We start from the raw sequence: 12,692 nt of genomic DNA, 5'->3' as shown, positions 1-12,692 counted from the left end.
GATATCCTGTGGCTGCGCGGGTTTATCGCGACGCGGGCCGAACAGCCCCGTCCGGGGCTGGTTTTCTGCCTCACACCGCTTCAGGCATACCGCGCGCGTGTCGCACGCCTAGCATACCTGATCCGACCTGAACGCGATTCTGCCCCGCCGCCCTCAGTCGTCAGCGGTCCGGTTGCGCACATGCAGCCCCAGCGCGTCATAGAGCGCCCCGAGCGCGCGCTGATCATCGCTGTTGCGCGGTGCCGTTCGGCTGCGGAACAGCGTCGCCTGCGACCGCAGGACAGGCTCTTCGCTCAGGATCTTGAGGTGGTTGGCGCGCAGCGTCTCACCGCTTGATGTGATGTCGGCAATGGCTTCGGCGGTCAGGTTCTTGACTGTGCCTTCGGTTGCGCCCTGGCTGTCGACCAGCTGGTAATCCGCAACCCCGCCATAGCGCAGATAGTCCCGCGTCAGGCGGTGATATTTGGTCGCGATGCGCAAACGGAAGCCGTGTTCCGCGCGAAAGGCCGCCGCCGCCGCATCCAGATCATCGAGCGTATCCACATCGACCCAGGCCTGCGGCACGGCGACGATGAGGTCGGCAAAGCCGAATCCCAGCTCGCGCACTTCCTCGACCTTCTGGTCCCATTGCACCAGCTTTTCGCGGATCAGGTCGGTGCCGGTCACCCCCAGATGGATACGCCCGGCGGCCAGTTCGCGCGGGATTTCTCCGGCGGACAGCAGGACAAGCTCAATCCCCTCAACCCCCGTCACCGCCCCGGCATATTCGCGCTCGGAGCCCGTGCGGCTCAGCGTGATGCCGTGCTGCGCGAACCACTCGAATGTCTTTTCCATCAGCCGCCCCTTGGACGGCACACCCAGTTTCACGCTCATTGGCCCTGCTCCAGCGAACAAAGGATATCGGGCCGGATCACCCCGCCCACCGCCGGGATCGACGCGCCATCGCCCAGGCGCTGCGTCAGCGCGTCATAGCGCCCGCCGGTCGCCACGGGCGGCAGATCGGGCCGGGCCTCGGGGTAGAAACCAAAGACGAACCCGTCGTAATATTCCATCGATGTGCGCCCATAGGCCGCCTCGAAATCAAGCTTCTGCACATCGACCCCGCGCTGGTACATGGCATCGCAGCGCCGCGAGAACTGCTCGACTGCGGTGCCGATGGACGGCATGTCCACCGCGATGTCGCGCAGATGTTCCAGAGCAAAGACACAGGTTTCGCGCACCGCCAGCACCGCGTCGATCAGCGCCACCTGCCCCGCACTCAGCGGCGGTTCGGCGGCGTCTTCGCGCAGGGCGCTGATGCGGGCGGCGATTTCTTCCTGCGACCGCAAGCCGATCATCGTGCCCGCGCCCGCCATCGGATCCTCGGCCGCCAGCAGCGCGGCCCGCGTGGGCGGCACCGGGGCACGGCCCGAAAAACGATCCATCAGCGCGCGGAACCGCTTGGGTCGCCAGATGTGGCGCAGCAGCGCGGCGCGACGACGCTCGGATGTCTCAAGCCCCTGCACCGCAGCCAGCAGAATGCCCATGTCCCCGGTCGCGGCGCGCAGCCCATAGGGCTTCAGCACCTCGGAAAACAGGGAAAACACTTCGGCATCGGCCGCCGCCGGATCGCGCCCGTCAAACACCTCATACCCGACCTGAAGGTATTCCGACGCCCGCTCCGGGTGGTCCTCCTGACGGCGAAAAACCTCGCCTGAGTAGGTATAGCGCGCAATTTCGGCACCGTGGCTCATGTGCATCTGCACCACCGGCAGGGTGAAATCCGGGCGCAGCATCTGCTCGCCCCGGTCCGGATCCTGGGTGACATAGGCGCGCGCCCGGATGTCTTCGCCGTAAAGGTCGAGGAACACCCGCGCAGGCTGCAGGATCGAACATTCCACCGGCTGCCCGCCCGCGGCCTCGAATGCCGCGCGCAGGCGCTCGGCCACGGCGCGTTGCGCTGCGATGCTCATGCGCGGCCCTCCGGATGCTGAAAACCATCGGCCCACACATGACCGCGCTGACCGCCGCCAACGCTGGAAATCCGGGTCGCCCCGTGACGGGCCGATTGTAGGGTCTTGGCCATGATGCATTCCAATCCGGCTCTGCTGCGCCGCTCATGTATCCGCTCGTCCCCAAAGGGGCAAGCGCACCCGCCCCAAAGGCGCGCGCACATCTGCACCCTGCCTCACCTGTCCAAAAATATTATCCGGGGGCTGACCATCCGTCAGGTGGGGGAAGATCACAGCAAGATCACAGGCAGTTGCGCGCGGGCGGCGCGCGCATTATGCCACAGGCCTGACCCGGAGGCCGACATGTCCAACACCGACATCGAAGAACGCATCGCCCACCTGACCCGCGCGATCGAAGATCTGAGCGACACCGTGGCGCGTCAGGACGGCGAAATCTCGCGCCTGACCCGGCGTGTGGAAATGCTGATGCATCGCGAAGCGGGGCGCGAGGCCGAAGGCTCTGGCGGCGTCGTGCTGGGCGACGAAAAGCCGCCGCACTACTGACCGCATGACTGACGGGCGTCAGTCGCCCTTCAGATCCATCGCCAGCGCCGCGCCGTCATGGACCAGCACAGTCTTCCAGCGCGGATTGCTGCCGAAATTTTCGTAGATGCTCAGAAACGCCGTGTTCCGTTCCAGCCGCCCGATCCGCGACCCGCAGGGCAGCCCCTTGGCCACCGCACAGATCCGCGATTTCAGCGCCTCATAGGCGGCATCGGTCCTTGATCTGGGGACTGTGTCCGACGGCAGGCCATAGCGCAGCTGTTCGTAATCGCTGGGCGCGCTGAAGATCGCAAAGGCGGCAGTGAACTGGCGCGCGCAGCCATCGTCGAACCCGGTCAGAAAGAAGCTGCGTGCGGCACTGGTCCCCGGTTCGGAATCAAACAGCGCATAGGCCGGCCGCCCCTTGGGATAGGTCGCAACCCGGGTGCCGAAATCCCTGCCCGGCGCGCCGCAGAACCGCGCGATCTGGCCATAGGGCAGCGTTTCGTCCGGTGTCGCCGTCACATAGTTGACCGCACCGCTGCTGACGGTGCCGGAATTGCCATTGGCGCAGGCCGCCAAAAGGCTCAGGACCAGAAGCCCCCAGACAGATTTCCCCAAAACAGCCCCCACGCCTTTGGTATTGCGGGGTATCTATCGCATTTTGTCATGGCCCGTCCACCGGGCCAGACCCCATCGGCAGGATCTGACACACAGTGCGCCGCGCCGGATCGCGGAGTGACGCCGAAACGGGCGTTTTCAGAATTCCTCGACCGCGAGGATGCCACCCAGCGATTTGATCGCGCCCTTGATTTCGGGCGTGACGGGGAAATCCTGGTTCAGGTCCACCTCGACCTCCCCGGGCAGGCCCGCATCCGACAGGCACAGCCGCACCGGCCCGCGCCCGGCCTTGGGCAGCTGTTCCGCCGCGCGGTTCAGCACCGACGCGATGTTGGGCAGCGCGCTGGCATTGTCGACGTAGATCAGCATTCCCGCAGACCCGGCCCCCGCGACGGCCACATCGATCGGCGCGACAGACCGGCCCAGCAATTTCAGCTGATCGCTTTCCAGCGTCGCCTCGACCGTGATCACCACCTTGGCGCCGGTTTCCAGAAAATCGCGTGATTTCTCAAGTGTTTCGCTGAACAGCGTGACCTCATAGTTGCCGGTGGTGTCTGACAACTGGGCAAAGGCAAACCGGTTGCCGCGCGCCGATTTGCGTTCCTGCCGCCCGGCGACCACCCCGGCCAGCTTGGCGATGCAGGCACCGCCCTGCACCTTAGCCAGAAGTTGGTCCAGCGTGAGGACACCCTTGCGTTTCAGCGGTGCCATGTAGTCGTCCAGCGGATGGCCCGACAGGTAGAAGCCGATGGCCTTGAATTCTTCGCTCAGGCGTTCGGCGGGCATCCAGTCGTTGACCGGCGACAGGCGCGGTTCGGGCAGATCATCGCCCGCCTCACCAAACAGCGACACCTGATTGGAATTCTTCTGTTCATGGATCGCCGCCGAATAGCCCACCAGCGATTCCAGTGAATCAAACACGCGCCGCCGGTTCGGATCCAGCTGATCGAACGCCCCCGCCCGTGCCAGCATTTCCAGCGGGCGCTTGCCTACGCGCTTCAGATCGACCCGCCGCGCCACGTCAAACAGGTTCACGAACGGTTTGTCGGCACGTCCCTCGACCACCAGCCGCATCGCATCGGTGCCGACGTTCTTCAACGCGCCCAGCGCATAGACCAACTCGCCGTTCGCCACGTCGAACGTGGCCTGCGAACGGTTCACGCAGGGCGGCACATAGCCAAGCCCCAGCCCCTTTTTCACCTCTTCGAAATACACCGCCAGCTTGTCGGTCAGGTGGATATCGCAGTTCATCACACCGGCCATGAACTCGACCGGGTGATTGGCTTTGAGCCATGCGGTCTGGTACGAAACCACCGCATAGGCCGCCGCGTGGGATTTGTTGAAACCGTAGTTGGCGAATTTTTCCAGAAGGTCAAAGACCTCGCGCGCCTTCTTCGGCTCGACGCCCTTGGCCTTGGCCCCGGTTTCGAACTTCGGGCGCTCGGCGTCCATCGCCTCCTTGATCTTTTTACCCATCGCGCGGCGCAGCAGGTCAGCGCCGCCAAGGCTATATCCCGCCATCTCCTGCGCGATCTGCATCACCTGTTCCTGATAGACGATGATGCCTTGGGTTTCCTCAAGGATATGGTCAATCAGCGGGTGGACCGATTCCAATTCCTTGAGGCCGTTCTTCACCTCGCAATAGGTCGGGATGTTTTCCATCGGGCCGGGACGGTACAGCGCGACCAGTGCCACGATATCCTCGATGCAGGTTGGCTTCATCCGCTTCAGGGCATCCATCATGCCGCTGGATTCCACCTGGAACACCGCCACCGTCTTGGCCGCCGCGTAGAGTTTATACGACGCCTCGTCGTCCAGCGGGATCGCGCCGATATCGTCAATCGCGACCTCGGGCGGGACGTACAATTCCGTGCCGTCCGCTGCGATATGCAGATGCCGCCCGCTCTTCTTGATCAGGTCTACGGCGTTCTGGATCACCGTCAGCGTCTTCAGACCCAGAAAGTCAAACTTCACCAGACCGGCCTGTTCCACCCATTTCATGTTGAACTGGGTCGCGGGCATGTCGGACCGCGGGTCCTGATAGAGCGGCACCAATTCGTCAATCGGGCGGTCGCCGATCACCACGCCGGCTGCGTGGGTCGATGCGTTGCGCAACAGCCCCTCGACCTGCTGACCGTAATCCAGCAGCCGCGCCACCACTTCCTCGGAGCGCGCCTCTTCGCGCAGGCGCGGTTCATCCGCCAGCGCCTTTTCGATGCTGACGGGTTTCACCCCCTCAACCGGGATCATCTTGGACAGGCGGTCCACCTGGCCATAGGGCATCTGCAAAACGCGGCCGATGTCGCGCACTGCCGCCTTGGACAGCAGCGCGCCAAAGGTGATGATCTGCCCCACCTTGTCGCGGCCATATTTCTCTTGAACGTAGCGGATCACTTCTTCCCGCCGGTCCATGCAAAAGTCGATGTCAAAGTCCGGCATCGACACACGTTCCGGGTTCAGGAAGCGTTCGAACAGCAGGCTGTAACGCAGCGGATCAAGGTCGGTGACCGTCAGCGCATAGGCGACCAGCGAACCGGCACCAGACCCCCGCCCGGGGCCGACCGGGATGCCATTATCCTTGGCCCATTTGATGAAATCGGCAACGATCAGGAAATAGCCGGGAAAGCCCATGCCTTCGATGATGCCCAGCTCGAACTCCAGCCGGGCGTCATAATCCTCGACCGGGGCGGCGTGGGGAATGACCTTCAGACGCTCGACCAGACCGGCCTTGGCCTGACGGCGCAGTTCGACCACCTCGTCATCGGCGAATTTCGGCAGGATCGGGTCGCGCCGATACGCCATGAAGGCACAGCGCCGCGCGATCTCGACCGTGTTTTCCAGCGCCTCTGGCAGATCGGCAAACAGCGTCGCCATTTCCTGCGGGGATTTGAAATAATGCTGCGGGGTCAGCCGACGGCGCGGCTCCTGCTGGTCGACATAGGCGCCTTCCGCGATGCAGATCAGCGCATCGTGGGCCTCGTACATCGAAGGCTTGGGGAAATAGACATCGTTGGTCGCCACCAGCGGCAGACCCATGCCATAGGCCATCTCGATGAAACCACGCTCGGATGCGCGCTCGTTCTCGGGCAGGCCATTCTCGCCGGGGTGACGCTGCAATTCGACATAGAGCCGATCCGCGAACACCCCGTGCAGCCGCTGCATCAGCGCCTCTGCCGCCGCGCGCTGCCCCTGTTGCAGCAGCAGGCCCACAGGCCCCTCGGGTCCGCCGCTCAGACAGATCAGCCCCTCGCCGTGTTTTTCAAGATCCGCCAGCGTCACATGCGCCAGCTGCCCGTCGCCGCGCAGGTACAGGCAGGAATTCAGCTTCATCAGGTTTTCATAGCCGCGTTCGTTCTGCGCCAGCAGAACCACCCCCGCAGGGTCGCGCGGACGTTCGCCCGGCTGGGGATCGACAAAGCGCAGATCGACCTGACAGCCGATGATCGGCTGCACACCCGCCCCCGCCGCCGTCACGGAAAACTCCAGCGCAGCAAACAGGTTGTTGGTGTCGGTGACCGCAACGGCGGGCATACCCATGGTGTCGCACAGACCGGACAGCTTTTTCAGCCGTACAGCCCCTTCGAGAAGGGAATATTCGGTGTGGACACGCAGGTGAATGAATCGGGGATCTGAGCTCATGTACCCTCAGTATGAAGTATCCCGCGATAGGAAAAGGGGTCACATCCGCGATGCGACCCCTCAGCGCACAATCCTGCGCGTCAGATCAGAAGTTGCCCAGCGGAACCCGGATGCCGACCGAAATCACGTGATCGCGCTGATCGAACTCCAGTGGCGTGACAGGGCTGGACGAGCCGCTGCCCGGCACGGGCGTATCGACCCCGAGGCAGTGCCCAGGTCGAAATAGCGATAACTCGCCTCGAGGAAAACCGGGCGGCCACCTGTGTTCAGCTCGGCCGAGACGCCAAAACCCACCGACCAGGCAAAGCCGGTGTTGGTGTCGCCTTCGAACGTGCGTGAAACCGGGGTCGAGGTCGCATTGGTGCGCGTCCAGTCGCTCATCTCGTTTCTGGCCATACCAATGCCCGCCGTCAAAAACGGCTGAAACGACTCATGCCGCCCCATGTAGGCCAGCGGTTCAAAGTAGCCGTTCAGCATCATCGCCCGGCTCTTGATCGACCCGCTCATATCCGCATGCGGCCCGGGCGTGGTCGGATTGGTGTGCGACCAGTCACCGTCGAAATCCGCTTCGCCAAAACCGGAAAACGCCAGATCGCCACGGAAACCATTGGCAAAGTCGTACCCGATCGCCGCTTCGACAAAGCTGGCATCATCGACATCCATATTGAAATGGACCCGCGGATCGCCCGGAAAACCCGGCGGCTCCCAATAGGCGTTCTGCGCCTCGGAACGTGCCTTGCCCAGCGCACCGCGCACATAGGGCCCCGCCGCGGATGCAGGTGTCGGCAGGGCAATGGCCGGGTTCTCAACCACCGGCGTCAGGCCATTGGCGCCCGCCGCAGTTGCGTACTGACTGAGGGCAAGTGCCGCAGCCGTCAGCGTTAATTTACGTATTTTCACAGGGTAAGCCTTTTACTGCCACACGCCTCAGGCCCGCGAAATTGCGGGCCTGAGGAATTTTACCTTAAATTTGACTTTGTGAATAGTCAGCCGTGACCCGTCAGTACCGCGACCCGAACCGCTTCGGCATCTGCTGCCAGCGCGGTCGCCTGCGCATCAGTCAGCTCTGCCCCGGTCAGGATCTTGACCACCGCATAGGCAGTCAAAGGAGTGACTTCCAACGTCTTGTCGGATGCAGTTCCCAGGAACACGGGCAGCAACGCCGTCGACGGAGTGGACACCCCATATGTGGACAGGATTGAACTGCCATCCAGTGCATCCTTGAACAGCGCGAGGTTCTGCAACGGCGAGTCGACGAAGAGCAAGTCGTCGAAATTCGTGGCCAGCTGCAGGATCGCCTGATCCAGCGTCAGATTGTAGAAGTCGGCCATTTCGGGTGTGAAGTTGGACAGAGCCTCTTCCAACGCCCGGTTGAGCACGGAATCAGGTGAACGCGCCACGCTCAGGCGGCCCAGTTCGACCTCGGGAATGCCCTCGGCTGCCCAGACCGGCTTGCCGCCGCCCGATCCGCCCTGACCGGCCGCCGGTCCCTGACCTTCGGAGTCGTCCGACGGACCACCCGCGTTGCCCGAACCGCCACTGCCAGCGTCCGTGGCCCCGCCATCTTCGTGGCCACCGTCTTCGTGGCCACCGCTACCCTGACCGCCCTGCCCCTGACCTTGGCCTTGGCCTTCCCCCTGGGCTTGATTTCCCTGACCATTTCCCGAGTGAGACTCAGCAAAGGCCGACTTTGCAAAGAGCGACACCGGATCGCCAATGCTACCGAAGGCTACAGCCGCCCCGATGGCCAGTGCCGAGACGCAAACCAGCTTGGTATTTGATTTCAATTTGAACGACATGCTAATTCCTCCACATGTTGTTCGCTTATAACGCCCACTGCACATTCGGATTTTGACGCGCGTCAAGTCGGCCGAAATTCCTCAGGAATAATTTCTTCTGTCCGGCCCGTTGCCGCGACCCTCTTGTCATCACCCAGCCTGCCCAAAATTCCGGCATCGCTGTCGGCTTGCCGCGGCGGGACCATGATTTTTCCCTTGCCAAGCAGGTTTTCCCCCGCCTAGCCTGAACGCCAGTCAAAAACTGACCCGCGCAACTTCTACGCCGCATCGAGGGCGCGCAGACTTGGGGTCTTTTCGGTAACGCGGCAGGTCTTCATCATGGATATCACCTTTCTTCTGAACGGAGAGAGTGTTGAGATCAGGGACGTCGATGCGACGACAACCCTGCTCGACTGGCTGCGCGAGGACCGCGGTCTGACCGGCACAAAAGAGGGCTGCAACGAAGGCGATTGCGGTGCCTGCACGGTCATGGTCACGGACCAGACCGGGGCCCGCGCGCTGAACGCCTGCATCCTGTTCCTGCCCCAGTTGCACGGCAAGGCGCTGCGCACGGTCGAAGGACTGACCGCCCCCGACGGCACCCTGCACCCCGTTCAGCAGGCGATGATCGACCACCACGGGTCGCAATGCGGATTTTGCACACCGGGTTTTGTGATGTCGATGGCCACCGCCCATGCCAACGGCGATACCGGCCACGACGATGCACTGGCCGGGAACCTTTGCCGCTGCACCGGCTACGCGCCGATCATCCGCGCTGCGAAGGCAGCACAGAATGCACCCATCCCCGACTGGCTGGCGGGCGAATCCAGCCGCGTCACCCCCTACACCGCGCCGCAGACAGATTCGGGCAATGCCCACGCCCCCGAAACCGCCGACGCCCTGGCCCAGCTTTACGCCGACAATCCCGACGCCACGCTGGTGGCCGGCGCCACCGATGTCGGGCTTTGGGTCACCAAGGGGCTGCGCGCCCTGCCGCAGACGATTTTCCTGAACCGCTGCCGGGATCTGCAACAGATCACCGAAACCGACACCGGCGTGCGCATCGGCGCGGGTGTGACCATGGACCGGGTCCTGCCGCTGATGCGCCGCCTGCATCCGTCCTACGCCGAAATGATCCGGCGCTATGGCTCGGCTCAGGTCCGCGCTGCGGCGACCATCGGTGGCAATATCGCGAACGGTTCGCCCATCGGGGACAACCCGCCCGCGCTGATTGCCCTGAACGCCACGCTGCACCTGCGCCACCGCAACACCCGCCGCGACCTGCCGATCGGGGATTTCTTCGTCGCCTACGGCAAACAGGAGCGCGCGCCCGGCGAATTTGTCGAGGCCGTGACCATCCCCCGCCAGCCCGACCGGCTGCGGGTCTACAAGCTGTCCAAACGCTTTGATCAGGATATTTCCGCCGTCTGCGGTGCCTTCAGCATCACGGTCGAGGATGGCAAGGTCTCGGACGCCCGCATCGCCTTTGGCGGCCTTGCCGGAACACCCAAACGCGCATCGCGGGTCGAATCCGCCCTGACCGGCAAGCCCTGGACCCACGACACCATCGCCGCCGCCCGCCACGCATGGGAGGATGACTTCCAACCGCTCTCGGACATGCGCGCCAGCGCGGAATACCGCCTGACCACGGCCCGCAACATGCTCACCCGCTACCTGCTGGAGGATCTGGGCGACCCGGTCTCGGTGCTGGGGGTGACGCCATGACCGTCGCCAAACCCCTCCCCCATGACGCCGCCCGCCTGCACGTCACCGGCGCGGCCCGCTATGTCGACGACATCCCCACCCCGACCGGCACGCTTCACCTGGCCTTTGGCACGGCGACCATCGCCGCCGGGCGCATCACCGATCTGGACCTTGCCCCGGTGCGCAGCGCCCCGGGCGTCATCGCCGTGCTTCAGGCGCGTGATCTGCCCTTTGCCAACGATGTCTCGCCCTCGGCGCATGACGAACCGCTGCTCTCGGGCAGCACGATCCACTACCTCGGGCAGCCCATATTCCTTGTCGTCGCCACCAGCCACCTTGCCGCACGCAGGGCCGCAAAAATGGCCGCGATCACCTATCAGAAACGCGACGCGATCCTCAGCTACGAAGACGCGATGGAGGCCGACAGCCGGTTCGAGGATGGCCCGCGCATCTGGCAAAAGGGCGATACCGACGAAGCCATCGACACTGCCCCCCACCAGATCGAAGGCCAGATCGCGATGGGCGGTCAGGAACATTTCTACCTCGAAGGGCAGGCCGCGCTGGCCCTGCCGGGCGAAGATGGCGACATGCTGGTACACAGCTCGACCCAGCACCCGACCGAAATTCAGCACAAGGTGGCCGAGGCGATTGGCCGCCCGATGCACGCCGTCCGGGTCGAAATCCGGCGCATGGGTGGCGGTTTCGGCGGCAAGGAAAGTCAGGGCAACGCACTGGCCGTGGCCTGCGCCGTCGCGGCACGCCTGACCGGCAAGCCCTGCAAGATGCGCTATGACCGCGATGACGACATGATCATCACCGGCAAACGCCACGATTTCCGCATCGACTACCGTGCCGGGTTCGACGATGCGGGGCGGCTGGCGGGCGTCGAATTCGTGCAGATGACCCGCTGCGGCTGGGCGCAGGACCTGTCGATCCCGGTGGCCGACCGCGCCATGCTGCATGCGGATAACGCCTATCACCTTGAACATGCCCGCATCGAAAGCCACCGCCTGCGCACCAACACCCAGAGCGCCACCGCCTTTCGCGGTTTCGGCGGCCCGCAGGGGATGCTTGGCATCGAACGGGTGATGGACCACGTGGCGCATACCCTCGGGCTTGATCCGCTGGCGGTGCGGCGCGCGAATTATTATGCGCCCAGCGTTGCAGGGGGGCTGTCTGCCCCCCACGCGGCTGCGCCGCGCCCCCCCGAGAGTATTTCCGGACAGATGAAGTCCGGAGAAGATCTGACGTCACGCGGGGCCGTTGATGATGTGCCGCCGGGGCGGGCCCTGCAGGCGCCCGCAGGGGTGCAGACCACGCCCTATGGCCAGCCGGTCGAGGATTTCATCCTGCACGAAATGACCGATGCACTGGCAGCCACCGCCGATTACGCGACCCGGCGCACGGGCATCGCGGACTTGAACGCCGCCAATCCGGTTCTCAAACGCGGGATCGCCCTGACACCGGTGAAATTCGGCATTTCCTTCACGCTCACCCACCTCAATCAGGCCGGGGCGCTGGTGCATGTCTATCAGGACGGTTCGATCCACATGAACCACGGCGGCACCGAAATGGGACAGGGCCTGTTCCAGAAGGTCGCGCAGGTCGCAGCCTCGCGTTTCGGGGTGCCGCTCGATGCGGTCAAGATCACCGCCACCGACACCGCCAAGGTGCCCAACACCTCGGCCACGGCGGCATCCTCCGGCTCCGACCTCAACGGCATGGCGGTCAAGGCCGCCTGCGACACCATCCGCGACCGCATGGCCGACCTGCTGGCCGAAATACACCAGACCGACGCCGCCGCGATCCGCTTCGAAGCGGGCGAGGTGCACGCAGGCGGCAAGACCTACACCTTTGCTCAGGTCGCCACGCTGGCCTATGAAAACCGCATCAGCCTGTCCGCCACCGGGTTCTACAAGACGCCCAAGCTTGAATGGGACCGGATCCGGGGACAGGGCCGCCCGTTCTTCTATTTCGCCTATGGCGCAGCCTGTTCAGAGGTCGTTGTGGACACCCTCACCGGCGAATACCGCATCCTGCGCACCGACATCCTGCATGATGCGGGTGCCTCGCTGAACCCGGCGCTGGACATCGGCCAGGTCGAAGGCGGCTTTGTGCAGGGTGCAGGCTGGCTCACCACCGAGGAACTCGTCTGGGACGAAGATGGCGCTTTGCGCACCCATGCGCCCTCGACCTACAAGATCCCCGCCTGTTCGGACCGCCCCGCCGTGTTCAACGTCGCCCTCTGGGACGCCGAAAACCGCGAAGACACCATCTACCGCTCCAAAGCCGTGGGCGAGCCGCCATTCATGCTGGGGATATCGGTCCTGATGGCCCTGTCCGATGCCATCGCCGCCTGCGGCACGACCTACCCGGCGCTCGACGCGCCAGCCACGCCGGAACGGGTGTTGGCCGCAATCCAGCGGGTGCGCGATGCAGACTGATTCCCCCGATCCGCGCCAGCGGTCGGCCCTGA

At 64.2% G+C, this 12,692-nt stretch carries 9 protein-coding genes; 3 read left to right on the top strand and 6 right to left on the bottom strand.

Features of this window, described 5'->3' with window-relative positions; translation table 11 throughout:
- Nucleotides 1-153: 153 nt before the first annotated feature.
- Both hisG and CHB75_RS00590 read right to left on the bottom strand, forming a co-directional pair.
- Nucleotides 154-873, bottom strand: coding sequence for an ATP phosphoribosyltransferase (hisG, locus tag CHB75_RS00595; RefSeq protein ID WP_089268576.1), 720 nt, complete (start codon nucleotides 871-873; stop codon nucleotides 154-156).
- A complete protein-coding gene (locus tag CHB75_RS00590; protein WP_089268575.1) occupies nucleotides 870-1,952 on the bottom strand; it encodes an ATP phosphoribosyltransferase regulatory subunit in 1,083 nt (360 codons plus the stop codon). The genes hisG and CHB75_RS00590 overlap by 4 nt, the downstream gene beginning before the upstream one ends.
- A 342-nt stretch (nucleotides 1,953-2,294) precedes the next feature.
- On the opposite strand from CHB75_RS00590, the gene CHB75_RS00585 reads away from it, so the two are divergent.
- Nucleotides 2,295-2,495 (top strand): SlyX family protein, encoded by a 201-nt coding sequence (locus CHB75_RS00585; RefSeq protein WP_089268963.1) that lies wholly within the window; start codon nucleotides 2,295-2,297, stop codon nucleotides 2,493-2,495.
- Nucleotides 2,496-2,513: 18 nt separating this feature from the next.
- Here the strand turns inward: CHB75_RS00585 and CHB75_RS00580 are convergent, their stop codons facing one another.
- From CHB75_RS00580 to CHB75_RS00565, 4 genes are all read right to left on the bottom strand, one after another.
- The gene (locus CHB75_RS00580) at nucleotides 2,514-3,095 is read right to left on the bottom strand and encodes a hypothetical protein (RefSeq protein ID WP_089268574.1); all 582 of its coding nucleotides are present in this window, start codon (nucleotides 3,093-3,095) and stop codon (nucleotides 2,514-2,516) included.
- 138 nt (nucleotides 3,096-3,233) lie between these two features.
- Nucleotides 3,234-6,734 (bottom strand): DNA polymerase III subunit alpha, encoded by a 3,501-nt coding sequence (gene dnaE, locus CHB75_RS00575; RefSeq protein WP_089268573.1) that lies wholly within the window; start codon nucleotides 6,732-6,734, stop codon nucleotides 3,234-3,236.
- A gap of 123 nt (nucleotides 6,735-6,857) precedes the next feature.
- Entirely contained in the window at nucleotides 6,858-7,634 is a 777-nt protein-coding gene (locus CHB75_RS00570; RefSeq protein ID WP_089268572.1) for an outer membrane protein, read from the bottom strand.
- Between the two features lie 86 nt (nucleotides 7,635-7,720).
- On the bottom strand, nucleotides 7,721-8,533 hold the full coding sequence (locus tag CHB75_RS00565) for a hypothetical protein (protein WP_089268571.1): 813 nt from the start codon (nucleotides 8,531-8,533) through the stop codon (nucleotides 7,721-7,723).
- A 318-nt stretch (nucleotides 8,534-8,851) separates the two neighbouring features.
- Between CHB75_RS00565 and xdhA the strand changes: the two genes are divergently transcribed.
- Both xdhA and xdhB read left to right on the top strand, forming a co-directional pair.
- The gene (gene xdhA, locus CHB75_RS00560; RefSeq protein ID WP_089268570.1) at nucleotides 8,852-10,237 is read left to right on the top strand and encodes a xanthine dehydrogenase small subunit; all 1,386 of its coding nucleotides are present in this window, start codon (nucleotides 8,852-8,854) and stop codon (nucleotides 10,235-10,237) included.
- Nucleotides 10,234-12,660 (top strand): xanthine dehydrogenase molybdopterin binding subunit, encoded by a 2,427-nt coding sequence (xdhB, locus tag CHB75_RS00555; RefSeq protein WP_089268569.1) that lies wholly within the window; start codon nucleotides 10,234-10,236, stop codon nucleotides 12,658-12,660. The genes xdhA and xdhB overlap by 4 nt, the downstream gene beginning before the upstream one ends.
- The last annotated feature ends 32 nt before the right edge of the window (nucleotides 12,661-12,692 follow it).

Source organism: Puniceibacterium sediminis (assembly GCF_900188035.1).
GTDB lineage: Bacteria > Pseudomonadota > Alphaproteobacteria > Rhodobacterales > Rhodobacteraceae > Puniceibacterium > Puniceibacterium sediminis.
Note: the sequence above shows the minus strand (reverse complement) of the source record. Positions and strands in the feature narration are given on the sequence as shown.

Bases quoted from the DNA above. Each gene is read 5' to 3' on its own strand.
- hisG (WP_089268576.1), bottom strand. From the start codon at position 873: ATGAGCGTGAAACTGGGTGTGCCGTCCAAGGGGCGGCTGATGGAAAAG.
- CHB75_RS00590 (WP_089268575.1), bottom strand. From the start codon at position 1,952: ATGAGCATCGCAGCGCAACGCGCCGTGGCCGAGCGCCTGCGCGCGGCA.
- CHB75_RS00585 (WP_089268963.1), top strand. From the start codon at position 2,295: ATGTCCAACACCGACATCGAAGAACGCATCGCCCACCTGACCCGCGCG.
- dnaE (WP_089268573.1), bottom strand. From the start codon at position 6,734: ATGAGCTCAGATCCCCGATTCATTCACCTGCGTGTCCACACCGAATAT.
- CHB75_RS00565 (WP_089268571.1), bottom strand. From the start codon at position 8,533: ATGTCGTTCAAATTGAAATCAAATACCAAGCTGGTTTGCGTCTCGGCA.
- xdhA (WP_089268570.1), top strand. From the start codon at position 8,852: ATGGATATCACCTTTCTTCTGAACGGAGAGAGTGTTGAGATCAGGGAC.
- xdhB (WP_089268569.1), top strand. From the start codon at position 10,234: ATGACCGTCGCCAAACCCCTCCCCCATGACGCCGCCCGCCTGCACGTC.